Genomic DNA, 26,975 nt, shown 5'->3' with positions numbered 1-26,975 from the left:
GCTATTCCCTTTTTATTATTTCTTATCTTCTTCTTGTAGTTGATCCGCTTGAAGATCTACTGCTACTTCCCGAAGATCTTGAGCTGCTACTTGAAGATCTTACTGAGCTACTTGATGATCTTGAGCTGCGAACTGAAGGTTTATATGAACTTCCGCTTGATCTGGAAGAACTACTCTTGAATCGCGAACTAGAACTTGAAGATCTGGAACGGTAGACAGGTTTCGACTTGGAAGAACTGCTTCTGACTTTAGAGTAGGAAGACCTTGTAGTTGATCCTTTAGAAAATCCAGAACTTCTTGAGCTTCTTGAACTGTTCGAAGAATTATAGCTTGGTCTTGTTGCACTTCTTGTTTTGTTGTAACTGGGAGAACTAGTTCTTCTTGTATTTGTGTAGCTTGATCTAGTATTGGTACTTCTGTTTTGAGTTCCATATCTGGTTCTAGCAGATGTACTTGTTCTATTTACACTACTTCTGGTAGAGTTAGTTCCATCAACAGTTCTTCGAGTTGAATTATTTCTTACATCATTTCCACTTCTATATGAGCTTCTTGTTGCTGAACTGTAGCGTGAAGCAGCTCTTGTTCTTCTAATGTCAGCAGTTGAAGATTTTGTCGTCGAACGTCTTGAATTAACTTCATTTGCATTTCTGGTAGTTGTTGCGTTTGCAGTTCTACTTGCATTGACGGTTCTTGTTGCAGAGCCATTAACACTGCGGTTCGTATAATACGATGAAGTACCTACGTTCGATCCAGTTGTTGTTCTTCGTCCATAATATCTGTTGCTGTAATAACCGCTGTTATGGTGTCCATGTCCGTAGTATCCTTGATGACTATAATATCCATAATAAGGCCCATAAGGGTTGTGATAGTAAGAGTAATTATATGGGTAATGACCTCCCCAGCCAAAATTCATATCCCAATACCACGAGTCTAGGCCAAAACCAATACCCCAGCTTGAGTATCCGTATGGATAGCTATAAGCATAGTAGTTTCCATATCTCATTGGAGAGTAACTGTACGAATTATAGTGTCTGTAGTTTGTCCAGCTAGGAGTCCACCAAACATTATCGCCATCAACATAAACGTTCCAGTCCGAATCTCCGGCAAGCCACATTGCCAGATTGTAGCCACTATTATCGTAGTATCCAAAACCTTGTGGGTACATGTCTCTAAGCCTTTCAGCTTCTTCCTGATCGTAATCAGAACCCGAAAATCCTCCAAGATAGTAACCTGAATCTTCATTTTCATAAATAAGAGTATCGATACTACCAACAGAATCATCTGCTAATATTGCTGTGTATTGTTCCTGAATTTCCTCAAAACTTCTATCCTCAGTAGTTTTGGTACTGATTTTTGGATTGGTTTTTGATTGAGTTTGTGTTGAGATAGCAGGAGTGGGATCATTTTTCGTTACAATAACCTTATGCGATTCTGCTTTTTGTACAATCATTGGTGCTTCGTTGGGATTAAAGTAAATATCGTCCTCATAAAGGGAAGCTCCCATATACGAAGGCGAACATCCTGTTGCAAACAGGGCTGTAATTAATAGAATTTTGAAATAGGCTTTCATAGCTTGTCCTCCAATTAATGAATATCTAAGATAATTTTATACTTTTGTAATGAATTTTATTCAGCCTAAAAGTAGCAAATACTATACCAAAACTATATCGAATGGCAAAAGTTTTAACGAGCAGAAGCGAAAATTATTCGCAATGGTATAACGATCTGGTTATCAAAGCAGATTTAGCAGAGAATTCTGCAGTAAGAGGATGTATGATTATTAAACCTTATGGTTATGCCATTTGGGAAAAGATACAGGCACAACTTGATAAAATGTTCAAGGATACTGGTCATCAAAATGCATATTTTCCACTATTAATACCAAAATCATTTTTGAGTAAGGAGGCAGATCACGTAGAGGGATTTGCGAAGGAATGTGCAGTAGTAACTCATTACCGTTTAAAAAATGATCCTAACGGAAAAGGTGTTGTTGTTGATCCGGAAGCTAAATTGGAAGAAGAATTAATTATTCGTCCAACTTCTGAGACTATTATATGGAATACATATAAAAATTGGATTCAGTCTTATCGTGATCTTCCTATTCTTTGTAATCAGTGGGCAAATGTTATGCGCTGGGAAATGCGTACTCGTTTGTTTTTAAGAACAGCCGAATTTTTATGGCAGGAAGGACATACTGCTCATGCTACTAAAGAAGAAGCATTGGTTGAAACCAAGCAAATGATAGATATTTATGGTGATTTTGCTGAACAATACATGGGAGTTCCGGTATTAAAGGGACACAAAACTGAATCGGAACGTTTTGCAGGTGCTTTAGATACTTATTGTATTGAAGCTTTAATGCAGGATGGTAAAGCTCTTCAGGCAGGTACTTCTCATTTTTTGGGACAGAATTTTGCTAAAGCTTTCGATGTGAAATTTGCCAATAAAGAGGGTAAAGAAGATTATGTTTGGGCAACTTCATGGGGAGTTTCAACTCGTTTGATGGGAGCATTAATTATGGCTCATTCCGATGATAAAGGTTTGGTTTTACCTCCAAAATTAGCGCCAATACAGGTTGTAATAGTACCAATTTATCGTAAAGAGGAAGAATTAGCAAAAATTACAGCAGCGATTGATCCTATTGTTGCCAAATTGAAAACAATGGGCATCTCTGTTAAATTTGATGACAGTGATAATCGTAAGCCAGGATGGAAATTTGCTGAGTATGAACTTAAAGGTGTACCTGTTCGTTTGGCAATTGGAAACCGTGATTTAGAAAACGGAACCATTGAATTGGCTCGCCGCGATACTTTAAGCAAAGAAACTTTACCTATTGATGGTGTTGAAGAAGTAATAGAGAAATTATTAGAAGAGATTCAGAATAATATTTTCCAGAAAGCTTTAGATTTTAGAGCAGAAAAAACAACTAAAGTTGATTCTTACGATGAATTTAAAGAGCTTTTGGAAACTAAAACAGGCTTCTTTTTGGCACATTGGGATGGTACTCCAGAAACAGAAGAGAAAATTCAATCGGAAACAAAAGCAACTATTCGTTGTATTCCTTTCGATGCCGAAGAGGAAGAAGGTGTGTGTATGATTACAGGAAAACCTTCTAAAAGAAGAGTTGTTTTTGCCAAGTCTTACTAGTCAGGAAAAATATACACAATTATAATAAAACAGTCATCGGAATTTCGGTGACTGTTTTTTTGTATATTTACTCATCACCTTAAACAACTATATAATGAACATATTAAATACAAAAGCTGCTATTCTAAATACCATTAGGGAAAAAGCTACTTTAAAGCAACTGGTATATCATAACACGAAACTTATTTTTGAAGATTTGCGCGAAGTGTTAGATGAACTGGTAACAGAATACAATGATGAATTGCAGGATTCGAGTAAGGATGTGATATTGAAATATGAAGACAAAGGAGAGTTTGAGTTTCAGATACAGGTAGCTTCAGATATTTTGGTGTTTAGTTTGCATACCAATGTTTTTCAGTTTAATCGCGATCATAATGTATGGGAACAGGCCTATGTAAAAGCAAATCCAGATAATGCCTACTCAGGAATTATTAATATTTATAATTTCCTTTCTGATTCGTTTAAATATACTCGTTATGATGATTTGGGATACTTGGTGGCACGTATATTTATTAATAAAGAAAAACATTTTATTGTAGAAGGAAAACGACAAATGGGATTGTTACAAACCGATTTATCGGCTTCGAAAGCAAATAAGGAAAGTTTGAAAAGAATTGTCGAAACGGCTATTAATTATTCCTTAAATTTCGATTTACTGGTGCCCCCTTACGATAATGTTAAAATTATGTCAGTAGCTCAGATTTTTGAGAAAATTCAGAATTCTCGCATTCCAACTGGTAAACGATTGGGGTTTCAGTTTAAATCGGATGATGTTTAAATTCTTTAGAAATTTGTTAATGAACATTTAGATTGATTCTTTTTTGCACAATCAATTTATTAATATTGCAGTGTTTCAGAAATAGAATTACTTTTTTTAGATATTGACAGTTTTATTATCTCGTATCTAAAATGATATCAAAAAATATAAGAATGAATAAAGTAATAGAAAAGTTTATACGATACGTACAATTTGATACTGAATCGGATACAGAAACAGGTTTAACACCCAGTACTCCTGGACAAATGGTATTGGCTAAAGAATTGGCTAAAGAGATGGAAGAGATCGGGCTCGAAAATGTGAGTTTAGATGAAAATGGATACCTAATGGGTATTCTTCCATCGAATTTAGATTATGAGGTTCCTGCAGTTGGTTTTATTGCCCATATGGATACAAGCCCTGATTTTTCGGGAAGAAATGTAAACCCTCAATTTGTGGAGAATTACAATGGCGAAGATCTTGTTTTAAATAAGGCTGAGAATATTGTAATGAAAGTGGCAGATTTTCCAGACTTAAAACAATATGTTGGGCAAACATTAATAACTACCGACGGAACAACATTGCTTGGCGCAGATGATAAAGCTGGTGTTGCCGAAATTATTACTGCGGTGGAGTATTTGGCCAATCATCCTGAGATAAAACACGGACCTGTTCACATTGGATTTACTCCCGATGAGGAAATAGGGAAAGGTGCCGATTTTTTTAATGTACAAAAGTTTGGAGCAGACTTTGCTTATACCCTGGATGGTGGCGAAATAGGAGAGTTGCAGTATGAGAATTTTAATGCTGCTTTTGCTAAAATTACTTTTAAAGGGCGCAACGTTCACCCAGGAATGGCTAAGGATAAAATGATTAATTCAATGCTTATTGCAAACGAATATATTTCAAAATTGCCAAAAGAAGATGTACCTGAAAAAACAGAAAACTATCAGGGATTCTATCATCTTATTTCTATGGAAGGTGGAGTTGAAAGTTCCAGTTTACAGTATATTATTCGTGATTTCGATATGGACAATTATGAATCTCGCAAGAAGTTTGTAAAGGATTTATGTGGAGACTTTAATCAAAGGTATGGTGAGGGAACAGCTAGCATAGAAATGACAAACCAGTATTATAATATGCGCGAAAAAGTTGAACCTGTTAAGTATATTGTTGATATTGCCGAGGAAGCAATGAAACAGGTTGACGTAGATCCAATGGTGATTCCTATTCGAGGAGGAACAGATGGAAGTCGTTTGTCATATATGGGCTTACCTTGTCCAAATATTTTTGCAGGAGGGCATAACTTTCACGGTCGATTCGAATATGTTCCTGTAAAATCGATGCAGAAAGCTGTTGATGTGATTCTGAAAATTGTAGAACTTATTTCAAAAAAATAATTGTACTTATCAATTTGTAAGGAAAGGCAGCCTGTTGGTTGCCTTTTTTAGTATTTTATTTAATCGATTTCTTTTTCCAGAACTCTGCCTGCGCGGTACATAGCAAGTAGTACAGGATGAATTTCTTTACCCAACTTACTTAAACTATATTCAACTTTTGGTGGTACCTCAGGGTATACTTTTCTTTCAATAAATCCCGATTCCTCCAATTCCTTTAGATTTTTGCTGAGCATTCTGTCGCTAACATCAGGGATAAGTTTTACCAGTTCAGAATAGCGCTTAGTTCCCTGCATTAGGTGTAAAACAATCGTAGCCTTACGTTTTCCTTTTACGTAATTAATAAATGTATCGATGGGACAAGATCCTTTTTCCAATTTTTTAATTTTTTTTATTTGCTGATAATCAGTAAATCAGAACAAAATGTTAGTAATTGCCTTAAATGTAAGTTCTTGATTAATAGATTAAATAGACTTATTTTTGTTGCAAGATAAGAATAAAAAATACAACTGATATGAATAAAGAATTTAAAGCACTTCGAATTTACGAGAAAGAGGGGAAGTTTGTAAGACGAATTGAAAAGTTGAAAATTGACGATCTGCCGATTGGAGATGTAATTGTAAAAGTGAAGTATTCTTCTTTAAATTTTAAGGATGCACTTTCAGTTACAGGCAATAAAGGAGTAACACGAAATTATCCTCATACCCCGGGAATTGATGCTGCCGGAGTGGTAGAATCATCGGCAAGTGGTAAATTTAAAGCTGGCGATAAAGTTATTGTAACTAGCTACGATTTAGGTATGAATACCGATGGCGGATTTGCAGAATATATTCGTGTGCCCGAAGCCTGGGTAGTGGCAATGCCCAAAGAGTTAGATTTTAAGCAGGCAATGATATATGGAACAGCCGGATTTACGGCAGCATTATCGGTGTATCGTTTGTTGGCAGCCGGACAAAAACCCGAAATGGGATCTGTTGTGGTTACGGGTGCTTTAGGTGGTGTAGGCAGTATTGCCATTAGTATATTATCATCAATAGGTTTTGAAGTAATTGCAGCAACTTTTGAGTCAACAGGGGGGGAGACAGTATTGCAGGAGTTAGGAGCTATTAGCAGAATTTCTACTGATATTACTGATGATAAATCGGGAAGACCTCTATTAAGACCATTGTGGGCTGGTGCCATTGATGTTATTGGTGGCAATACCTTACACACTTTACTAAAGGCTTGTAAACCATTAGGAAATGTGACGACTTGTGGTAATGTAGGGTCCGGCGACTTGGCAATGACCGTTTATCCTTTTATATTAAATGGAATTAGCTTAATTGGTATCGATTCGCAGAATTGCCCAATGGAATTAAGACAAAAAGTTTGGGATAAACTGGCAGCCGATTGGAATGTTTATAAAAATAAAGAACAGGTTATAGAATCAAGTTTGGAAGAATTGGATACTTATATCGATTTGATGTTGGAGAAAAAAAGTCGCGGACGAGTAATTGTAAAATTGTAGAAAATAAATTATATAGTATGATAAAGGCAGCCTGCAGGTTGTCTTTTTTTATGCACTATTTTGTTTTATCCGGATAAATTAAGCTGTATTTTATCAGTAAGTTATTTGTAAAAAAATGCGTAATAATTAACAATAATTTAGTATTTATTCTTGTGTAATTCGTGTATTTATTCTACCAACTTAAGCATTTAGTCAATAGTATAATTTTATAATAGGAAGACTATCTATAAAGTTATTGAAATGGATATTTTATACTATTATGCCCATTATCAGTAAATAAGGCGTTTATTTTGGGGTGTTGTTTAACAGGTATACTATTTTATCGTAGCTGTTTTAATTTTAAAAAGTTTATATACTTTTGTGTCAGTTTTGTGATTGATTAGTTTCTATGCTTATCAATAAAGGGAATTCGGTGAAAATCCGAAACTGTACCCGCAGCTGTAAGCTCCGCAATAATGTTTAATACTACAAAGCCACTGTTCATAAATACGATGGGAAGGCAGATTAAACAGGAGTAAGTCAGAAGACCTACAAAGCAATGCTTTTTTTGTCAGTAATTAGTCTCGGGATAGGATTAATACTGTAGACATATATTATCAACAGTTTTTTGATTTTATCGATGATGCGATTAATTATTATTGCCTTGGTGCAATTATGTTTATGCACAAGTGTGTTATATGCACAGGAGTTTGGTTTAGCGGGTAAGGTGAGTAATTCCGAATCGCATAAGCCTATTGAATATGCAAATGTTTATTTGTCTAGTTCTGTAATATCTTACACTAAAACCGACGGTTCTTATTCCTTTGAACATTTAAAACCTGGTATTTATAATTTGTGCATATCTTGTATTGGTTATAAACCTTATCAGCAAAAAATACAAATAAAAACTTCCCATAAAATTGTAAACGTGAGCCTTGTGCCTTCAGTTGAATTGCTTTCGCCAATTGTTGTAACAGGTACAGGAACACGCTATCGTCTTGATAATGTACCTGTGCAAACTGAGATTATTTCAGGAAAGAGTATTCAGGAAATCTCGGGTAGAAGTGTAGAAGAAATCATTTCCAGTTTGTCATCTTCGGTTGATTTTATGCCTAGTTCAATGGGTACAGATATTAAAATTAACGGACTTGGAGAAGACTACGTTTTAATTTTACTAGATGGGAAAAGGTTAACAGGAAGCGTAGGAGGAATAGTAGATTTAAGCAGAATTAATTCGGAAGATATTGAGCAAATTGAAATTGTAAAAGGAGCTTCTTCTACCTTGTATGGATCTGATGCAATTGCTGGTGTTATTAATATTATAAGCAAACGCCCAAAAGGAAAATACAGCATATCAAACAGTAGCCGATTTGGTGCAAATAATGAATGGAAACAGTTAAATACTTTTACTTACAATAAGGGTAATTTGTCGAGTAAAACAACATTTTCAAGAAAACAGAACGACGGATATCAGTTAAACAATATGAAAATAAATACCAAATGGGAATCTAATCATGACTTGCCCTACTTGGTTGCTACTTATGATATGCCCGTTAATAAAAAGCGATCGTATACAGTAAGTCAGTCGTTTAAGTACGATATTAATAAGAATTTGAAATTTAGTACCGATGCTTCATGGTATGAAAAAACGCTATATTTCCCGTTTAAAGGAAGAATGCATAACTATTACTACAATAATAAAAGTGCTTCGCTTGCTGCTAGGTATAAGTTAAAGAATAAAGATTTTATCAACTTTAGTTTCGATTTTGGTAACTATAAGTATTATAACGAATATCCATACAAATACAGCGAGCGTTATATAACAGAAGATGGAGTAGTAAAAAAAACGTACTATCCAGGCGAACGATTTAAAAATTCAGATCAAACAAATCTTACTTTTCAGTTAAAAGGGGTTTTTCATTTGAGTAAGGAGAATACAATAAGTTCCGGATTAGAATATTTAGGAGACGATCTCGAGGCTAAGTATCGTTTAATAAATAATGATGCTAGTGCTTATACTTTATCATTTTATCTTCAGGATGAATTTAAACTATCCAAAAAAATAAATTTTGTAGGTGGTGTGCGTGTTATTCATCACGATCAGTTTGGTGTAATAGCTACTCCAAAAATTGCAGCTATGTACAAAATAGGAAATTTTACCCACCGAATATCTTATGCCAATGGCTTTAAAAGTCCGACTTTAAAAGAACTTTATTACTTCTACGAGAGTGAGCGCATGGGAGTATATCGTTTGTATCTGGGGAATAAGGATTTAAAACCTCAAAAATCTAATTATTATACAATTTCTTCAGAATTTAAATATAAAAAATTCAGAACCAGTTTAAGCCTTTATATCAATAAATTAAAGGATATGATTGATTATAAAATTATACCCACAATTTACGATTACAAAAGAAGAGGAATTGAAGAAACCAAGTTTCGCTATAATATTAATAACGCACAAAACATAGGATTAGACTGGACTTTTAACGCGTTTTTATTTAAAAATTTTACGATTGCTGGCGGATATAGTTACGTTGATGCCCGAAATAAAACACAGGAAGTGAGACTGAATGGGGTATCGGAACATAGTGCAACATTAAAACTAACATGGCTTAAAAATTGGTCAAATTATTTGTTAAATGTGAACCTAAGTGGGAATTATAAATCGGATAAATTTTATTTGGAAGAAGAAGAGGAGAGAACTTATGCTGATCCTTATCAGTTATGGAAACTGACAACAACATTAAACATTAAAAAGTTTAAGAACTGTAAATTTAGCATAAATGGTGGAGTAGATAATATTTTTGATTATGTAGATGACAGACCCTACGGTTCTCATTATGGAACGCTTAATCCTGGCAGAACTATTTTTATAGGCTTAAATTTTAAGTTCACAAAAGAAGACCGTGATAATAAATCAAATAAATAATAATCTATATTAATTTAAATTCTAAAATTATGAACTTCTTAAAAAAAACTTTTTTAGTACTTGGAGCATCCGCTTTGTTATTTTCCGCTTGCGATAGTGATAGTAATGATGACGAAAAAAAATTAGGTGATAAAGAAGGAATACTGCTTGTTACCTTTGGTTCTTCTTTTCCTGATCCTCAAATTACATTTGACAATGTGGATAAGGCTGCAAAAGAAAAATTTTCAGGAGAAGAAATTCGTTGGGGATTTACTTCCGATCTAATTATTAATAAATTACGAAAAGGTAATGGAGAAGAATCTTTAGCAGGAAAAGTAATTGATAATAATACTCCTGAAGAAGCATTGAAATTAATGATCGAGGATGGTTATTCAAAGTTTACAGTGCAATCTTTGCATGTTATTCCAGGAGAGGAATTTGATGAATTACTTGAAGCCACAGAAAAAATTGAAAAAGAGAATGCGGGTGTGGAATTTTCAATTGGTGTTCCTTTGTTAAAAACCGATGAAGATATTGCAGCAGTAGCAAAAGTAATGGCTGCAAAATTTGCAAATGAAGTTGCTGCAGGCCCTGTATTGTTTATGGGACACGGAACACCACACGAAGCCGATGGACAGTATCCTAAATTAGAGGCTGAATTGCAAAAAATAAATGAAAATTTCTTCGTAGGAACAGTTGAAGGGCTTGGTTTCGAGGCCGGTAAAACTTCTATTGGAGGTATCTTAGCCAAAGTAAATGCTATTTCACCAAAACCTTCGTCGGTAACCATTACCCCACTTATGTCTATTGCTGGTGATCATGCAAATAACGATATGAATGGTAGAACTGAAAGTTCAGATCCAGAAGAGCAATCGTGGAGAGAAAGATTAGAAGCTGATGGTTATACCGTTAATTGTATAATGAAAGGTTTAGGAGATTATTCTGAAATCAGAGAAATCTGGCTTGAGCACCTTGAGGATGCAAAGGCTAAGTAGTAGCTAAAATTAGTCTGATTTATATTTAAACCCTTCTTGTTTATTCAGGAAGGGTTTTTGTGTTAATGTTTTTTACGGTTTACAGATGCTAAGATGCATTCGAAAAGCAATTCTATTTATCTTTTACTTAAATTTGCTGCATGCGAAAAAAGCTTACTTTTCATATCCCCGATACTCAGAAGTTTAAAGAACAATTGTTGTTTTGGAGCAAAAAGTTCGAATATGCCAGTATTCTGGATAGTAATGATGCGAGCCAAAAAGCAAATTCAAAAGTTGAATACAATACCTACGAACTGCTTGCTGGTATTGATGCTATGGAAATTATTGAACCTAAAAAGGATTGTTTTACCTGCTTAAAAAAAGCAGTTAGAGAGAGTAAAGATTGGTGGTTTGGTTATCTGGCTTACGATTTAAAAAATGAAATAGAAAGCCTCGATTCAAAGAATGACGATGGATTAAATTTTCCTGAAATGAATTTTTTTCGTCCTCGCTGGGTTTTTATTTTAGATAGAAATACATTAATTGTTCATTTTTATGATGAGGAGTTTAATGAATATGAAATTTTAGCTTTGATTCAAAATATTCAGAGCTTAAGTATTCCTGAGCTTAAATTGGTTAAGATAAATGATATTAAATTTAAAATTAGCAGAGAAGAGTATCTTATATCCATAAAGAAGCTGAAAGAACATATTCGTAAAGGAGATATTTATGAAGTTAATTTTTGTCAGGAATTTTATGCTGATAATACAAGTTTGCAGCCAGAGCAGGTTTACCGAAAATTAATGAAGGTTTCGCCAACTCCTTATGCTTGTTTTTACAAATTAGGGGATCAATTTTTATTATCGGCCAGTCCCGAGCGTTTTATTAAGAAAGAGGGAAATAAAATAGTTTCTCAACCCATAAAAGGAACTGCAAAAAGAGGTGCCGATGCTGCTGAAGATAAGCTGATAAAAGAGCAATTATATGAGGATCCGAAAGAGAGAGCAGAAAATATTATGATTGTAGATTTAGTCCGTAACGATTTGTCGAGAACTGCAGCAAAAGGAAGTGTAAAGGTTGAGGAATTGTGTGGTATATATTCATTTCCACAGGTGCATCAGATGATTTCTACTGTGGTTTCAGAGCTTCGTGCGAATATTCATTTTGTAGATGCGATACGTGATTGTTTTCCCATGGGATCGATGACAGGAGCTCCTAAAGTTAGGGCTATGAAACTGATAGAAAAGTATGAGTCTAGCAAGCGCGGGTTATTTTCTGGAGCGGTTGGGTACATTTCGCCCGAAGGTAATTTCGACTTTAATGTGGTAATCCGAAGTATTCTATATAATGCGAAAAAGAATTATTTGTCATTCATGGTTGGTGGCGCAATAACCATGCAATCAAATCCTGAAAAAGAATATGAAGAATGCCTGTTAAAGGCAAAAGCGATTATGAAAGTACTTAAAGAATAATTTGTAATATATAAGAATACGCTGATATTAAAGCTTTAATTTTTATAGATATATTTACATAAAATTAAAAAGGCATGTTTCGAAAATTGGTCCGTTTTGTCGAAGAAGAAAATTTATTTTATCGGGATGATAAAATTTTGGTAGCGGTAAGTGGCGGAATTGATTCTGTTGTTTTATTGCATTTGCTAAAAAAAATGGAAATTAATTGTGGTGTTGCACATTGTAATTTTCATTTGCGAGGCAATGAATCGGATGGAGATTTTGACTTTGTGCAAAATCTTACAAAAAACTACGGCATGCCTTTTTTTTCGATCGACTTTTATACAAAAGAATACGCTGCCGAAAAAAAGTTATCAATTGAAATGGCTGCAAGAGAATTGCGTTATCAGTGGTTCGATAAAATTTGTAAAAGTAATTCTTATCAATATATTGCAGTAGGACACCATGCCGATGATGTAGCCGAAACAGTGCTTATTAATTTGGTTCGAGGAACAGGTATTCATGGTTTATCGGGTATAAAATCTAAACTGGGAAAAATTGTTCGTCCATTGTTGCCTTTTACCAGAAAAGAATTGGAACAGTATGCCAGTGAAAATAATTTATCTTATCGCGAAGATTCGACCAATAAGGAAACCGATTTTGTGCGTAATAAAATTCGTCATCAGGTAATGCCAGTTTTGGAAAAAATAAATCCGGCAATCCGCAATACGATGAGCGAAAATGTGGCTCGATTTCGCGAAGTAGAGGAAATGTATAATTATTTAATTGATAAGAATAACCAGCATTTGCTGATTAAAAAAGAGAATAGTTTATTAATTTCTATTTGCGAATTGAAGAAAATTAAAGGTCCAATTTCACATTTACATGAGATTTTGTCTTCTTATGGTTTTCATCATCGCGATGTAAAAAATATTGTAGATTCTATTTATGCAACATCGGGTAAGTTGTTTTATTCTGCAACACATCAATTGCTTAGAGATAGAGAATTTCTAATTTTAACCGAAAAACAAGAGATTAACAAGAAAGAGTATTCAGTGTCGAAATTGGACGAATACATAAGTGTGCCTATAAAAGTTAATATGACTTTTGTTGACAGAACTTCTTCTTTTCAGTTTTCAAAAGATTCTAATATAGCCTGTTTCGATGCTGATAAATTAAAGTTTCCACTGATATTAAGAAAATGGAAGGAGGGCGATGTTTTTTGTCCATTAGGAATGAAAGGGAGTAAAAAAATATCAGATTTTTTTATAGACCGAAAATTTTCAATTCAGGATAAAGAAAATACCTGGCTTTTATGTTCGGGCGGGAAAATTATTTGGGTTGTGGGGCATCGAATGGATAATAGATTTAAAATAACCGATGAAAGTACAAATATTTATCGTTTGGAATTACTGTAGATCACTGTTTTAATATCATAAATTTCTGCTTCTATACGATGCAAATTGTTTTGCTCTTATTGGGGATATAGCCGAATTAGATGCAGTAACAAATATTATTTTAACCTAAAAAGATACGAAGTTCTCAAATATTTGCAGCTATATATTGTAATTAGAGGTGCAGGGGACGGAAAAGAAAGAAATAAAATTTAGTAGACATAAGAAGAGCCCATTCCTTAGGAACAAGCTCTTTTTTTAAGAGAAACATTTAGGCAAGAGTTTCAACTTTTAAGCAATCTTCGAGGTTTTTTAATAATACTTTTTTTACTTTTCGGGGTTTGTTGGCACTAATTTCTTTTAAAGAACTAAGGGCCATATTACCAATTTCGTATAATCCTACAGGGTTTTTATCGTTATTATAGCTGGCAATAACATATTCGAGTTTCGCTTTTACTTCATCGTAAGCTTTATTGCCAGGTTTATTTAAGCAGGTTAAAGCTTCAAGGCACACATCTCGTAATTTTTCATTTTGATCATTCATAGTCATAGATTTAATGTTAAAATGTTAACTAAATTTACGAATAGCAGATGATTAATGGATTAACAATATGTTACAAATCAGTTAAATATTTATGTATGCAGTTATTTTTGACATCGAAATTGTTTGCATTGTGTATCTAAATGGTTTGCATAGTACAGGGGCTTATTTAAGATGAGCTTAAATAGGAAAAGCATGACTCTACAGCCATGCTTTTCTATTGATTTATTTGTACATATTACAATGGAATATTTCCATGTTTTTTAGGTGGATTTTGTTCACTTTTATTGGAGCACATTTCCAATGCCTGAATCAATTTATAACGACTTTCTTTTGGTAGAATTACCTCATCGATATACCCTAATTCTGCGGCTTTATAAGGATGTGCAAATTTCTCCCGGTAATCATCTATAGCTTCGGCACGCTCAGAATCGGATAAATTTTTATGCATTATATTTACGGCTCCTTCGGCTCCCATTACAGCAATTTCTCCCGTTGGGAATGAGTAGTTTATATCGGCACCAATGTGTTTGGAAGCCATTACATCATAAGCGCCACCATAAGCTTTACGTGTAATTAAAGTAATTTTAGGGACTGTTGCTTCGGCAAAAGCATAAAGTAATTTTGCTCCATGTTTTATAATTCCACCATATTCCTGAGCAGTTCCAGGCAAGAAACCAGGAACATCAACCAAAGTTATTAATGGAATATTAAAGGCATCGCAAAATCTAACAAAACGAGCAGCCTTTGTAGAACTGTTAATATCTAAAACACCAGCCATATTTGCAGGATTATTAGCAACAATACCCACAGGCTTGCCTGCAAGTCTGGCAAAACCGATTGTAATATTTGGAGCATATAGTGGCATTACCTCAAAAAAGTTATGATCATCGACTACGGTTTCTATTATTTCTTTTATATCGTAAGGTTTATTCGGATCGGCCGGAACAATAGATTGCAGTTTTTCATCTTCACGATGAATATTATCGGTGCAAGGTTTAGTTGGAGGATCTTCCATATTGTTAGAAGGAAGAAAGCCAATTAACTCCCGAAGCATCATCATTGCTTGTTCGTCGTTTTCGGCGGTAAAGTGGGCTACACCACTTTTCGAATTGTGAGTTATGGCTCCACCCAGTTCCTCTTTAGTAACCTCTTCGTGAGTTACGGTTTTAATAACATCCGGGCCAGTCACAAACATGTAGCTGGTATCTTTTACCATCATTATAAAATCGGTAAGGGCAGGAGAGTAAACTGCGCCGCCCGCACAAGGCCCCATAATTGCCGAGATTTGTGGAATAACTCCAGATCCTCTTACATTCTGATAAAATATATCGGCATAACCAGCTAAGCTTTGCACTCCTTCCTGTATTCTGGCACCACCAGAATCGTTTAGTCCAATAATTGGAGCGCCCATTTTCATAGCCAGCTTTGTTATTTTTACAATTTTATCGGCATTAGCCCGACTTAAGGAACCACCAAAAACTGTAAAATCCTGAGCGAATACATATACTAGTCTACCATCAATTTTTCCGTATCCACAAACTACACCATCACCCATTATTTTGTTTTTTTCCATTCCAAAATCGGTAGAACGGTGAGTTACCATTTTATCTACTTCAACAAAGGTTTCAGTATCTAAAAGGTCTTTAATTCTTTCGCGAGCAGTTTTTTTACCTGCAGCATGATGTTTGTCTATTCTGCTTTGTCCGCCACCTGTTTGTGCTGCTTTATTTAATTCTTCAAATTTTTTGATTTTATCTTCTAATGTCAACATTTCTTTTCAATTATAAACTGAGAAAAAATTATGAAAGTCTGATTCATTTAGGAATTCATAATTAATGTCTCATAATTATTAAATCGTAACTTATAATTCACTTAGTCGATGAATATCAATGGTTGATTTCCATCAATAATATCATTTTCATTAACGAAAATCTCTTGTATTTTTCCATCTTTCATGGCTTTGTACTCACTTTCCATTTTCATGGCAGAAACAATTATTACCGTGTCGCCTTTCTTAACCTGATCGCCTAAACTAACTGGTATTTTGACAATCTTACCTGGCATTGGAGAGCTTATTGTACTCTCTGCAGTTTCTAAATTTCCTGCATTTCTGGCTTGTTGATATTTAGTTTCGGCATCTATAATTTCGGCCTCGTAGGAGTGGTAAAAAGTATTGACTTTATATTTCTTTTTTGTTTCGTTTTCAATTAATTCAACATTAAAGGAATGTCCTTTATATATTACAGAATACACACCTTTTTCAACCTGCTGCATATCCAAATCGTATGTTTTATTGTCGACCATTATCTTTACAAAATTTTCATCTTCGGCAAGAAGCTCTACTTTTGCAATTCTATCGTCTAATTTTATTTCAAGTGCCATAACGCTTTTTTTATTGTTAATATTTAATTTTCACTACTTCGATACATGCCTCTTCGTTTTCCAAACTCTTTCCACTTGTTTTGTTTGTGACTTGTTTGATCTATTTGTGCATTTTTTATCTTATGATGATAATCAAGGAAAGCTGCAACAATTGCCAAATCTTCGAATTGTTGTTTTGCTTCGTCTTCGGCCAATAAAAATTTTTCGTTATTTTGAATAAAGTGAGTGTCGTAATTCCCATTCCTAAAGTCTTTACAATCCATTATTTTTTCCAGAAATTTAATTGATGTTTTAACTCCGGTAATTTTATATTCGTACAAAGCACGGCGCATTCTTTCAATGGCTTCGTCTCTTGTTCTAGCCCAAATAATTAGTTTAGATATCATTGGGTCGTAATGAATTGGAATTTCGTACCCTTCGTACACGTAACCATCTGTTCTAACTCCTAAGCCCATTGGTTCGGTAATGTGTGTAATTAAGCCTGGACAAGGCATAAAGTTATTATCTGTATCTTCTGCATAAATTCTGCACTCGATTGCGTGACCAAATTGAAAAACATCTTCTTGTTTTACCTTTAGTTTATGTCCTTCGGCTATTAGAATTTGTTCTTTTACAAGGTCGTAACCGGTTGTTCTTTCTGTAATTGGATGTTCTACCTGAAGTCTGGTATTCATCTCTAAAAAATAATAGTTGTGATCATTGTCGACTAAAAACTCAATAGTTCCTGCTCCTTGATAGTTAACGGCTTTTGCTGCAGCAACAGCATGTTTTCCCATTTGTTCGCGTAGTTCGGGTGTCATTAATGGTGAAGGGGTTTCTTCTACCACTTTTTGGTGTCTTCGTTGAACTGAACATTCTCTTTCGCATAGGTGGATAACATTACCATGTTGATCGCCCAGAATTTGAAATTCGATATGGTGAGGAGAGGTAATATATTTTTCGACATAAACCGTATCATTACCAAAAGCTGATTTTGCTTCAGATTTGGCGGCTCGTAAACTTTCAAGAATATCTTCTTCTTTGTCTACCATTCGCATGCCTTTTCCACCGCCACCTGCTGTAGCTTTAATCATTACTGGCAGACCTATTTCTTTTATTGCTTTCAGCGCCGATTCATCATTATCCATATTATCTTTGGTTCCGGGTACTACGGGTACACCTCCATTTATCATGGTTTTTCGTGCAGTTATTTTATCTCCCATAGTTGAAATTACTTCGGGTGTGGGACCAATAAAAATAATACCTTCTTCCTGACATCTTTTTGATAGTTCAGCATTTTCGCTTAGAAATCCATAACCAGGATGAATTGCATCAGCTTTTGTAAGTTTAGCTACTTCGATAATTTTATCGATGTTTAAATAGCTTTCAGACGAAGCTGCAGGTCCAATGTGGTGAGCTTGGTTGGCATATCTAACGTGCATAGATTTTCTATCGGCATCAGAATAGATCGCAACGGTTAAAATTCCCAATTCTCTGCACGAACGCATCACTCGCAGAGCAATTTCTCCCCGGTTAGCAATGAGGACTTTCGAAATTTTCTTGATCATTTTTGGTTATTTGTTGTAAGCTTAAAAAAGCTTTGGTTATAGTCAATTAATTCTATTGTTAGTTAGTGAAATGTTTTACTAAAAATGATAATGAACAACACAAATGTGTTGTAAAACACATAAAAGTAATTAAAAATTCGAAGTTTTCAAGTAATTAAATATAAAGATGTATGAATGCGTTAATCGAAAATAACCATCAGTTTTATGATGGTAATTGTCTGTTTAGTAGAGGTGTGTGTGTATTGTGAAGGTGTGATGTAAAATTGTTTCTACCAAAAATATTAAAAATGGGTAAAAAACGCCAAACATGCTCAATAGCAGGTTATATTTTGCACTTATTTTAATTATTAAGTTTAGAATATTTGGAGATATTCGTTTTTTGGGAACTAAAATGGTGTAGTTTCTATCTACTGCAACGTCATTTTCTGTAATCTTGAGATTACAAAATGTTAATTTTTGAGTGTGCCGCCATATTCAAAGCCTAAGCTTTTAAGCTCTTTTTTAATGATAGAAATATCGATTGATTCTCCTTTTAGGAATAATCGTTTTTGCTCTAAATTTACTTCGGCATTACTAATCTGTTTTAATGCTCCTATGTGTTTTTCTACACTATTTTTACAATGGTTGCAGCTCATGCCATTAACTGTTACAGTTAAGGTTTCAAGGGTTTTTTCTGAATCATTGTTTTTAAAATTTCTTTTACGGGAAAGGTATTTTTGCAGATATCCGTTAAGAATGAGTATACTTAAGCAAATACTACTTGCCCATTGCAGGTATTTTGGTATTATCCAGTGGCCTTCGTGTGCTGCAGTATGATGATGAATGCCACTTAGAGTAAACCATTCTCGAGGTAGGAAATTATCAATAAGCAAACCAAATAATAATGCGCCAGTAATTATAGAAATTAAATAGGCCCACATTGTTTTTTTTCCAAGTACTTTATTTAAGACTGTTATGGTAGCAGCATTTGTTGCTGGGCCTGCCATTAAGAAAACCAAAGCAGCACCAGGCGAAATTCCTTTCATCATTAATACTGCAGCAACAGGTACCGATGAGGTTGCACAGATGTATAATGGAATTGATGCAATTAAAATAACGATCATTCCTAAAAAATCATTACCGATAAAATCAGAGAAAAAGTCGTTGGGAATTAATACAGAAATAAAAGCAGCAAGTAAAAGACCTATAATTAGCCATTTGGATATATCTTGTAAAAAATCAACAAATGCATATTTAAAAAGAATATAGAGTTTAGATCTTTTAATCGCTATTGTATTGCTATCTGAATTGCAATTATTGTCGCAGTCATTTAAATTAGTAGTTTTATTTGTATTTACAGTGTTTGATTCATCATCATCCACTTTATTGGTTAGTATTCCGCCTAAAAATCCTGTGAATAAGGCAATAATAGGGCGAAGAATTGCAAAGGGTAATCCCAGAAGCGAATAAGTAACAAGGATGGAATCGACACCTGTTTGCGGAGTAGAAATTAAAAATGAAACTGACGAACCTTTACTTGCACCGCTTTTAAAAAAGGAAATGCCTGTAGGAATTACTCCACACGAACATAGAGGAAGTGGAATTCCTATTAAAGAAGCATTGAGCACCGATCTACTATTTTTTTTACCTAAATACTTATCGATAAATTTCTGTGGGAAAGCAACTTTTAATAATCCTGCAAAGAAAAATCCCAAGATTAAATAGGGCGACATTTCATTTAATATTTGTACAAAATCACGTAAAAATTGATTGAAGTATTCCATTTTTGGTTTTTATTAATTGCAATTACTTCAAAAATATTAAAATATCTTAACTGTATGTTGTTTGCAAAGAACAGAATTATAGTAGTGCATGTAAAATACCTACATGTAGGTATGTGTTTTTGTAGTACTTAGTAAGGGCGAGTTGATAGTGAAAAAGAAGATATTGGTAGAATACTTCGAATTTAAGTAGTGAAAAATAAATGTTCAATTAGTATCTTTAATCCGATGCAGATTAATACAAAACCTCCAAAAAATTCTGACTTTTGGCGTAGTCTTGATCCTACTTTTTTGCCCAAAAGCAGGCCTGTCATCGAAACAATAAAAGTAACCGATCCTATAATAATTGCAGGAATCCATATTTGTTCAGCAATTATTGCCATACTAAAACCTACCACTAAAGCATCGATACTTGTAGCTATAGAAATGCACAGTAGAACGGATGTTTTTAATGGATTGAAATTGTGCTGAGATCCTTTACTATTATAACTTTCATATATCATTCTACTTCCCAGGCCGGCAAGTAATATAAATGCAATCCAATGGTCAAAGTCTTTTATTAAATCTTTTAATTCCCAGCCGGCAAACCATCCTATTATTGGCATTCCTCCTTGAAATAGAGCTAAAAAAAATGCAATTTTTACGGCCTGATGAAATCGAATATTTTTAATGGCTAATCCGCTGCAAACCGAAGCAGCAAAAGAGTCGACTGATAAGCCTAATGCAATAAGATATATACTAATTAACTCCATTTGTTATTAATTCCCCTGTAAAGTTATGATTCGAGATCTTATAAAAATAAAAAAGACAATTTATCAATGTGAAATTGCCTTTTTTAGGAAGAATATTTTTTAGACTGATTTAAGCTTCAAAATAAATTCGCTGCCTTTATTTAGTATGCTTTTAACCCATATATCTCCACTATTTTTTCTGGCAAACTCTTTACAAAGAATTAATCCTAATCCACTTCCTGATTCATTTTCTGTTCCATAGGTGGTAAAATTACAATCCGGGCGGAATAATTTAGCTTGATTTTCTTTACTTATACCAATACCATTATCTTTTACTTTTACCAATATAAAGTCATTATCAAAAGAGGTATGTAGTTCTATTCTGCCATTTATATTTGTAAATTTCAGAGCATTGTTAATTAAATTTCGAATGATAGTATCTATCATGTTTACATCACCATAAGCCATTGTTTCTGGCTTGACATCAGAAATCAAATCAATAGATTTATCGTTAGCTTTTAATTTAAACAAATTTAAATTAGCTTGAATTAACTGATGCAAATTGAAGCGTTCCGGAGAGAATTCTAATTTTCCTCGCTGACTATTTGCCCATTGTAGCAGGTTTTCGAGAAGTGTATATAAGTTATGCGACGATTCATAAATATTATCATTATAATCTTTTATTGCTTCAATATCTTTAGAGTTTTCGGTTTCATCTTTAACGAGTCCTGAAAATCCTAAAATAGCATTAAAAGGAGATCGTAAATCGTGTGCAATTATAGAAAAGAATTTATCTTTAGTTGCATTGGAGATTTTCATTTTTTTATTTGATTCTTCAAGCATTCCATTTATCTTATTTATTCTAAGATTAGCTTGAGTCTTTGCTTTATATAAAAAATAAGATAGAATTAATAATGCTAGAGCAATAACTGAGAATACGATAAAAAAATTGGTAATTATTTTTTCTTTTTTTAGTTTTTCTTGTGCGTACTGATGCTTTACACGTAGAATTTCATTCTCTTGTTCTCGTTTTTCTGATTCATATTGTGCTTGTAATTGAGCAATTTTCTGAGTTTTAGATTCACTTAGCAAACTATCTTTTAATGCATCGTGTTTGGTCATAGTTGCATAAGCCTTTGCATTATCACCAATTTTGTGATAGTATTTGGCTAATAGAAACAACAACTCATTTTTTTTCTTTTTGGTTTTATAAGTTGTGCTAAGTTTAATTCCTTCAGTAATATATTTATATGCTTGTGTGTAATTACCTGTTTTTAAATAGATTTCAGATAAAGTGCCCAGATTATAAATTTTAGAAATATTTTGGTGTAACTTTTCGTTTATAGATAAGGATTCATGTAATGAGCTAATTGCTTTTTCATAATTGCCAATTCTAAAATAGTTTTCACCAATATTGTTTAAAGCCAATGCTATACCTGGTTGATATTTATTATTTTTCTCTATTTCCAGACTTTTTTCGAAATAATTTTGAGCTTTTAAATACTTTTTTTCTTCCTGATAAATAGTTGCCAAATTATTATAAATTGCAGAAAGAACTTTTGTTTGTTTATGTTGTTCTGCAATAATTTTTGCCTGATTGTAATAGGATTTAGCTTTTTCAAGTTGTGCATCATCAGCGTAAATATTTCCCATGTCAATAAGAAGGCTAATTTTTACGTTGTCGTTTTTCAGATTTTCAGAGTATTTATATGCTTCCAGATATTTATTTAAAGCTTGATCCAACTCGCCTCTTTCGTAAGAAATTTCACCAAGTCCGATAAGAGTATTAACATGATTTAATGTTAGGCTAATTTTTTTAGAAAGTGAGTAGCATTTATTATAATAAATAGTAGCGCTATCGTACTGATCTTTAATTGAATAATAGTCAGCTAAGTTTAGTAGTATATTGGAAGTATTTACAGAATCTTTTGTTTTTACTGCATATACGTAAGCTTTATCGAGGTAGTGTTTCGATTGTGCCTTATCTCCATTTAAGGAGTAATTTTGGAATAGTTGAAAGTATGAATTAAGTAATAAATTATCATCCTTGTTATCCATAGATAACACAAGGGCTTTATTTGCAAAAATTATAGCACTATCAATATTGTTAGATTGATAATGTTTTGATAGTTGCAAATATAATTCTATTTCTTCTTTACTATCTACAGTTTGCTTTTTAAATTTATCTAGAGTAGGTGTTGCCAGTGCTATTTTACTAATGAATAGGGGTAATAAAACTAGCTTTAGGGGGAGATGCATTATGATAATTTATTTATGCTTTAAAATTATGACTAATAAGTTAATGGTTGTTTAGATGTAAATTTAGAATACTTACTATAGGAGGAAATATATTTTATTCTAAAAAATACAATTTCATTTTGTTGTAATCTGTTAATTTAAAGTGCAAATATAGTTTTTATTCTTTTTGCTTAAAAGAAAAAAGAGATAAATATTTATTAGGTAATCCTTACTATTTTCGCAAAAAAAATCTTTCATATTTTATGAAAGATTTTTTTATGATTTATCCTATTTTCAGCATTCGTTGGATCGAAAGAATAGCTTTATTTGCTATTTTATCGGGAACTTTTACTTCATACTTATCATTCAGAAGGGCTTCGTATATTCCTTTCAGATTAACTTTTTTCATCGATCCGCAAATTGTTTTAGGATGTATTACTATAAATTCTTTTGTCGGATTTTTCTTTTCTAATTGATGAAGCGTACCTAATTCTGTAGCAATTATAAATTGTTTTTTGTTCGATTTGGCTGCATGTTCTATAATGCCAGCAGTGGAGTAGAAGTAGGCATTAGGAAGGTTTAAAATTTTATCATCGCAGGCACAATTACTTTCAGGGTGAATTAAAATATCTGCTTCGGGGTATTTTTGGTTCATTTCTAAAACCATTTTTGTGCTAATTTTTTCGTGTACGCAGCAATCGCCATCCCAAAGGTGCATGTTAATTCCTGTTTTTTTTACAATATATCCACCTAGGTTTTTATCAGGAGTAAAAAATATGTTTTTATCTTTACCTAGATGTTCAACTACTTTAATTGCATTTGAAGAGGTACAGCAATAATCAGTTTCTGCTTTTACTTCGGCAGTCGTATTAACATAGGATACTACAACACCATCGGGATTATTTGCTTTCCATTTTCGAATATCTTCGCTGGTAATACTTTCGGCAAGAGAACATCCGCAATTTTTAGCAGGAATTAATACTTTCTTATTTGGAGATATAATTGATGCTGTTTCTGCCATAAAATGTACTCCACAAAAAACAATAACATCGGCTTTTGTTTCTCCGGCTTTTCGTGCCAAACCTAGTGAATCTCCAATGTAATCGGCTACATCTTGTACTTCGGGATGTGTGTAATAATGTGCAAGAACGATTGCATTTTTTTCTTTTTTCAGAATTTCAATTTGTCTGACTATTTCTTTATTTTCCATTTGGGAAAGTAGGTTTGTATTTATAGAATAATATTCTGGCTAATGTCCAAGGCAACAACAGAGTGGGTAAGTGCTCCTATGGAGATAAAATCGACTCCTGTTTCAGCAACTCCTTTTAAGCGTGGTAGGCTCATATTTCCGGATGCTTCGCTTAAGGCTGTATTGTTAATTATTTTAACTGCCTGTGCCATTATTTCATTACTCATATTATCGAGCATTATAATATCAGCTCCAGCTGCTACAGCTTCTCTTACTTCATTTAAATTAGTGGTTTCAACTTCCACTTTAATATTTTTGGGGATCGATTTTCTGATTTGTTCAACTGCGGTTGTAATGTTACCGGCAATTTTTATATGGTTATCTTTTATCATCACCATATCGTATAATCCAATTCGATGATTGGTTCCACCTCCGGCTTTAACTGCATATTTATCAAGGCTTCTTAAGCCTGGAACAGTTTTACGGGTATCTAAAATTTTAACTTTAGTATTTTTAACTTCGGCTACGTATTTCGCTGTTTCGGTTGCTATCCCCGACATTCTTTGCATTAGGTTTAATGCTAGTCTTTCTCCACTAAGTAAGGCTCTAAATGTGCCACTTATCTCAACAATAACATCTCCTTTTTTAATGAAATCTCCATCTTTAAAATTTGGAGTCCATTCTATATTCGGATCTAATTTTTTAAATACAAGTTTTGCAATAGGTAAGCCAGCAATAACTCCATCTGCTTTGGCGGTCATTCTTGCCTTTGCGGTTGTTGTTTCTGGTACCAAATTATTAGTAGTGATATCTCCATCCTGAATATCTTCACGAAAAGCATGTTCAATTATATATTCTAATTCCTGAATATTTAATCCGGTTTCTTCCATGTTGGCTTAATTAATTATTCTTAAGATTTCTGTTCTACAGGAACAAAAGTAAGTTCTTTGTTAATTTGTTGTATTGAGTGAGTAAGAAAGTCTTCATTTTCAGATTGAAAGTCCTCTCTATAATGTCCGCCTCGGCTTTCTTTACGAGCTAAAGCTGCTTTGCATATTAATTTGCAGACAATAATTAGATTCTGCATCCGAAAGCTAAAATATTCATTTTCCTCGTAAGGAAAAGTTTTGTTTATTTTTTCTATTAAGCCTAGTAGTTCCTGTAATTTATCTTCCTTTCTTACGATTCCTGCCTTGGTATTCATTTCTATTGACAGAGAATTTATATATTTTAGAAATAAATTTTCGAGTTTAGGATTACAGCCTAATTTTGTTTTATTGTTTAATGAGAGGTTTGATGTTACCTTATTTTTGATAGCATGTTGAACTGCTCTTTTTCCAAACACCAAACATTCAAGTAATGAGTTTGATGCCAATCTGTTGGCTCCCATTACTCCTGTAGATGCCAGTTCGCCACAAGCATATAAATTTGAGATGTTTGTATTTCCATTTATTCCGGTTTTAATTCCGCCTACAGTATAATGAGCTGCGGGAGCAATAGGAATTTCAGAACATAAATCGGCTCCTGATTTTTTGCAATTTTCGTAAATAGAAGGGAAGCGAGATTTAATTTTATCAGCATCGAGATGTTTTAGGCTAAGCCTAACATAGTCTTCTTTTTGCATTTGCATTTGATCGAAAATTGATCGGGCAACAATGTCTCTGGGAGCTAATTCTGCTAAAGGGTGAATTTTAGTCATAAATCTTTCCCCTTTAGAATTTAATAAATAGGCTCCTTCGCCACGTACAGCTTCACTAATTAAAAAAGTATATCCTTTTTTAGAGTAAAAAGAGCTGGGGTGAAATTGTATAAATTCCATATCCTCAATTTCGGTTCCTGCTCTGTATCCCAGAGCAATTCCATCGCCTACAGTTGTTTCTGGATTAGTAGTTCGCTGATAAATTGCTGAGCTTCCTCCAAGTGTTAATATCGTTGAGCGACTGCTGATATGAAGATTAGAGTTGTTTTTAGGATCGTAACTTTGTGCTCCGAAACAGTTTCCATTGTTAACTAACAATTTGTACACCATTTGGTTTTCGAAAACTTCTATATTTTTTGTTTCTAAAACCTTTTTAATCAAAAATTGAATTACTTCTCGGCCCGTGGAATCTCCACCTGCATGTAAAACTCTACGTCGATGATGTCCTCCTTCTAAACCCAATGAAAGTTCTCCATTTTCGGTATCAAATTGCATGCCCATATCAATTAATTCCTGAATTCTTTTAGGGCCTTCGTTTACCAGAATATCAACGGGAGTATAGTCGCAAAGGCCTCGCCCTGCTGTTAAGGTATCTTCCAAATGGTATTGGGGAAAATCATCAGAATCGGTTACTGCAGCAATTCCGCCCTGGGCATAAAAAGAGTTGCTAACATCTATTTTTGATTTAGTTAAAATCGCTACCGATCCGTACTGTGCGGCGGTATAAGCCGAATATAATCCTGCTAGTCCACTTCCGATTATCAGAAAATCGAACTTTTTGTGTAACATTTTTGAAAAATCTTGGTTCGTGCGAAAATAGTGATTTTCATTTGATCCAAAGGCAAAAATTACTGAAAAATTATATCGGGGAGAGGTAAATTGTATTAAATACCAATAACAAAGGCGACTAAAAAGCCGCCTTCGTTGTGTGTTTAATGTATTTATTTTTCAATTAAATCAGTAAGGAAACTGCGAACAGTTTTTACCGAATCAACCTTGTATTTTGCGGCAGTATGTTTTAATCCTACCTTAATCGTATTTGCATTTTCAGGTAATTCTCTAAACATATATTCATCGGTCCAGTCATCACCAAGAGCAAGAATAAAATCAAAATTTTGATTCTGAAGAAATTGAATTGCCGCCATTCCTTTGTTAATTCCACCACTTTTAACTTCAATTACCTTATTCCCTTCAAGAATTTCAAGGTTATGGTTGGCAATCATTGTTGTAAGTTCATCTTTTAATTCATTAGCTCTTAGTTCTCCCTGTTCAGGTTCTGATTTTCTGTAAAGCCAAACCAGAGAATAGTTTTTTTCTTCGATAAACGAGCCAGGAGTTCTATCAACAAAAGTTTCCAGACTTGGTCGG

The 26,975-nt window shown here is 33.7% G+C and carries 21 protein-coding genes and 1 riboswitch; of the genes, 8 read left to right on the top strand and 13 right to left on the bottom strand.

Annotation, left to right across the window (positions count from 1 at the left end; all coding sequences use genetic code 11):
- Nucleotides 1-22: 22 nt before the first annotated feature.
- Nucleotides 23-1,570, bottom strand: a complete 1,548-nt coding sequence (locus tag ACT3CE_RS00105; RefSeq protein ID WP_444707731.1) for a hypothetical protein — start codon at nt 1,568-1,570, stop codon at nt 23-25.
- Between the two features lie 101 nt (nt 1,571-1,671).
- Between ACT3CE_RS00105 and proS the strand changes: the two genes are divergently transcribed.
- The 3 genes from proS to pepT all read left to right on the top strand — a co-directional run bounded on the left by proS (nt 1,672) and on the right by pepT (nt 5,304).
- Nucleotides 1,672-3,147, top strand: coding sequence for a proline--tRNA ligase (proS, locus tag ACT3CE_RS00100; protein ID WP_444707730.1), 1,476 nt, complete (start codon nt 1,672-1,674; stop codon nt 3,145-3,147).
- Nucleotides 3,148-3,241: 94 nt separating this feature from the next.
- Complete coding sequence (locus ACT3CE_RS00095) at nt 3,242-3,925, top strand: hypothetical protein (RefSeq protein WP_444707729.1); 684 nt, start codon at nt 3,242-3,244, stop codon at nt 3,923-3,925.
- 152 nt (nt 3,926-4,077) lie between these two features.
- A complete protein-coding gene (pepT, locus tag ACT3CE_RS00090; RefSeq protein ID WP_444707728.1) occupies nt 4,078-5,304 on the top strand; it encodes a peptidase T in 1,227 nt (408 codons plus the stop codon).
- Nucleotides 5,305-5,363: 59 nt separating this feature from the next.
- Here the strand turns inward: pepT and ACT3CE_RS00085 are convergent, their stop codons facing one another.
- Nucleotides 5,364-5,678 carry a winged helix-turn-helix transcriptional regulator gene (locus ACT3CE_RS00085; RefSeq protein WP_444707727.1) on the bottom strand — a complete coding sequence of 105 codons (315 nt, stop codon included), beginning with the start codon at nt 5,676-5,678 and terminating at the stop codon, nt 5,364-5,366.
- 137 nt (nt 5,679-5,815) lie between these two features.
- On the opposite strand from ACT3CE_RS00085, the gene ACT3CE_RS00080 reads away from it, so the two are divergent.
- The 5 genes from ACT3CE_RS00080 (at nt 5,816) to tilS (ending at nt 13,541) form a co-directional block, all read left to right on the top strand.
- Entirely contained in the window at nt 5,816-6,808 is a 993-nt protein-coding gene (locus ACT3CE_RS00080; RefSeq protein WP_444707726.1) for a YhdH/YhfP family quinone oxidoreductase, read from the top strand.
- Nucleotides 6,809-7,160: 352 nt separating this feature from the next.
- Nucleotides 7,161-7,358: riboswitch (cobalamin riboswitch) on the top strand.
- A 69-nt stretch (nt 7,359-7,427) separates the two neighbouring features.
- Complete coding sequence (locus tag ACT3CE_RS00075) at nt 7,428-9,719, top strand: TonB-dependent receptor (protein WP_444707725.1); 2,292 nt, start codon at nt 7,428-7,430, stop codon at nt 9,717-9,719.
- Nucleotides 9,720-9,748: 29 nt separating this feature from the next.
- Entirely contained in the window at nt 9,749-10,693 is a 945-nt protein-coding gene (locus ACT3CE_RS00070) for a sirohydrochlorin cobaltochelatase (RefSeq protein ID WP_444707724.1), read from the top strand.
- A 140-nt stretch (nt 10,694-10,833) separates the two neighbouring features.
- Nucleotides 10,834-12,144: an aminodeoxychorismate synthase component I gene (gene pabB, locus ACT3CE_RS00065; RefSeq protein WP_444707723.1), complete on the top strand. Its 1,311-nt coding sequence runs from the start codon at nt 10,834-10,836 to the stop codon at nt 12,142-12,144.
- A 74-nt stretch (nt 12,145-12,218) separates the two neighbouring features.
- The gene (tilS, locus tag ACT3CE_RS00060; RefSeq protein ID WP_444707722.1) at nt 12,219-13,541 is read left to right on the top strand and encodes a tRNA lysidine(34) synthetase TilS; all 1,323 of its coding nucleotides are present in this window, start codon (nt 12,219-12,221) and stop codon (nt 13,539-13,541) included.
- 247 nt (nt 13,542-13,788) lie between these two features.
- On the opposite strand, the gene ACT3CE_RS00055 is transcribed toward tilS, so the two are convergent.
- The 11 genes from ACT3CE_RS00055 to otsB all read right to left on the bottom strand — a co-directional run.
- Entirely contained in the window at nt 13,789-14,061 is a 273-nt protein-coding gene (locus tag ACT3CE_RS00055) for a hypothetical protein (RefSeq protein ID WP_444707721.1), read from the bottom strand.
- Nucleotides 14,062-14,296: 235 nt separating this feature from the next.
- On the bottom strand, nt 14,297-15,832 hold the full coding sequence (locus tag ACT3CE_RS00050) for an acyl-CoA carboxylase subunit beta (protein ID WP_444707720.1): 1,536 nt from the start codon (nt 15,830-15,832) through the stop codon (nt 14,297-14,299).
- A 101-nt stretch (nt 15,833-15,933) separates the two neighbouring features.
- A complete protein-coding gene (locus ACT3CE_RS00045) occupies nt 15,934-16,443 on the bottom strand; it encodes a biotin/lipoyl-containing protein (protein WP_444707719.1) in 510 nt (169 codons plus the stop codon).
- A gap of 23 nt (nt 16,444-16,466) precedes the next feature.
- Nucleotides 16,467-17,990 carry an acetyl-CoA carboxylase biotin carboxylase subunit gene (accC, locus tag ACT3CE_RS00040; RefSeq protein ID WP_444707718.1) on the bottom strand — a complete coding sequence of 508 codons (1,524 nt, stop codon included), beginning with the start codon at nt 17,988-17,990 and terminating at the stop codon, nt 16,467-16,469.
- 449 nt (nt 17,991-18,439) lie between these two features.
- The gene (locus ACT3CE_RS00035; protein ID WP_444707717.1) at nt 18,440-19,753 is read right to left on the bottom strand and encodes an SO_0444 family Cu/Zn efflux transporter; all 1,314 of its coding nucleotides are present in this window, start codon (nt 19,751-19,753) and stop codon (nt 18,440-18,442) included.
- A gap of 182 nt (nt 19,754-19,935) precedes the next feature.
- Nucleotides 19,936-20,502, bottom strand: coding sequence for a manganese efflux pump MntP (locus tag ACT3CE_RS00030; RefSeq protein ID WP_444707716.1), 567 nt, complete (start codon nt 20,500-20,502; stop codon nt 19,936-19,938).
- Nucleotides 20,503-20,601: 99 nt separating this feature from the next.
- Complete coding sequence (locus ACT3CE_RS00025) at nt 20,602-22,740, bottom strand: ATP-binding protein (RefSeq protein WP_444707715.1); 2,139 nt, start codon at nt 22,738-22,740, stop codon at nt 20,602-20,604.
- A gap of 262 nt (nt 22,741-23,002) precedes the next feature.
- Nucleotides 23,003-23,929, bottom strand: a complete 927-nt coding sequence (gene nadA / locus ACT3CE_RS00020; protein ID WP_444707714.1) for a quinolinate synthase NadA — start codon at nt 23,927-23,929, stop codon at nt 23,003-23,005.
- A 20-nt stretch (nt 23,930-23,949) separates the two neighbouring features.
- Complete coding sequence (gene nadC / locus ACT3CE_RS00015; protein WP_444707713.1) at nt 23,950-24,798, bottom strand: carboxylating nicotinate-nucleotide diphosphorylase; 849 nt, start codon at nt 24,796-24,798, stop codon at nt 23,950-23,952.
- Between the two features lie 20 nt (nt 24,799-24,818).
- Nucleotides 24,819-26,396, bottom strand: coding sequence for an L-aspartate oxidase (gene nadB, locus ACT3CE_RS00010; protein ID WP_444707712.1), 1,578 nt, complete (start codon nt 26,394-26,396; stop codon nt 24,819-24,821).
- A gap of 152 nt (nt 26,397-26,548) precedes the next feature.
- The coding region (gene otsB / locus ACT3CE_RS00005; RefSeq protein ID WP_444707711.1) for a trehalose-phosphatase at nt 26,549-26,975 on the bottom strand (427 nt) is incomplete at its 5' end.

This window comes from Marinifilum sp. RC60d5 (assembly GCF_052400665.1).
Classification (GTDB): domain Bacteria; phylum Bacteroidota; class Bacteroidia; order Bacteroidales; family Marinifilaceae; genus JBQTGK01.
The sequence above is the reverse complement of the archived record's forward strand: the minus strand, read 5'-3'. Positions and strand labels throughout refer to the sequence as shown.

Bases quoted from the DNA above. Each gene is read 5' to 3' on its own strand.
- pabB (WP_444707723.1), top strand. From the start codon at position 10,834: ATGCGAAAAAAGCTTACTTTTCATATCCCCGATACTCAGAAGTTTAAA.
- ACT3CE_RS00025 (WP_444707715.1), bottom strand. From the start codon at position 22,740: ATGCATCTCCCCCTAAAGCTAGTTTTATTACCCCTATTCATTAGTAAA.
- tilS (WP_444707722.1), top strand. From the start codon at position 12,219: ATGTTTCGAAAATTGGTCCGTTTTGTCGAAGAAGAAAATTTATTTTAT.
- accC (WP_444707718.1), bottom strand. From the start codon at position 17,990: ATGATCAAGAAAATTTCGAAAGTCCTCATTGCTAACCGGGGAGAAATT.
- ACT3CE_RS00055 (WP_444707721.1), bottom strand. From the start codon at position 14,061: ATGAATGATCAAAATGAAAAATTACGAGATGTGTGCCTTGAAGCTTTA.
- ACT3CE_RS00030 (WP_444707716.1), bottom strand. From the start codon at position 20,502: ATGGAGTTAATTAGTATATATCTTATTGCATTAGGCTTATCAGTCGAC.
- ACT3CE_RS00050 (WP_444707720.1), bottom strand. From the start codon at position 15,832: ATGTTGACATTAGAAGATAAAATCAAAAAATTTGAAGAATTAAATAAA.
- nadC (WP_444707713.1), bottom strand. From the start codon at position 24,798: ATGGAAGAAACCGGATTAAATATTCAGGAATTAGAATATATAATTGAA.
- ACT3CE_RS00045 (WP_444707719.1), bottom strand. From the start codon at position 16,443: ATGGCACTTGAAATAAAATTAGACGATAGAATTGCAAAAGTAGAGCTT.
- ACT3CE_RS00070 (WP_444707724.1), top strand. From the start codon at position 9,749: ATGAACTTCTTAAAAAAAACTTTTTTAGTACTTGGAGCATCCGCTTTG.
- nadB (WP_444707712.1), bottom strand. From the start codon at position 26,396: ATGTTACACAAAAAGTTCGATTTTCTGATAATCGGAAGTGGACTAGCA.
- ACT3CE_RS00095 (WP_444707729.1), top strand. From the start codon at position 3,242: ATGAACATATTAAATACAAAAGCTGCTATTCTAAATACCATTAGGGAA.
- ACT3CE_RS00075 (WP_444707725.1), top strand. From the start codon at position 7,428: ATGATGCGATTAATTATTATTGCCTTGGTGCAATTATGTTTATGCACA.
- nadA (WP_444707714.1), bottom strand. From the start codon at position 23,929: ATGGAAAATAAAGAAATAGTCAGACAAATTGAAATTCTGAAAAAAGAA.
- ACT3CE_RS00035 (WP_444707717.1), bottom strand. From the start codon at position 19,753: ATGGAATACTTCAATCAATTTTTACGTGATTTTGTACAAATATTAAAT.
- proS (WP_444707730.1), top strand. From the start codon at position 1,672: ATGGCAAAAGTTTTAACGAGCAGAAGCGAAAATTATTCGCAATGGTAT.
- ACT3CE_RS00080 (WP_444707726.1), top strand. From the start codon at position 5,816: ATGAATAAAGAATTTAAAGCACTTCGAATTTACGAGAAAGAGGGGAAG.
- ACT3CE_RS00105 (WP_444707731.1), bottom strand. From the start codon at position 1,570: ATGAAAGCCTATTTCAAAATTCTATTAATTACAGCCCTGTTTGCAACA.
- pepT (WP_444707728.1), top strand. From the start codon at position 4,078: ATGAATAAAGTAATAGAAAAGTTTATACGATACGTACAATTTGATACT.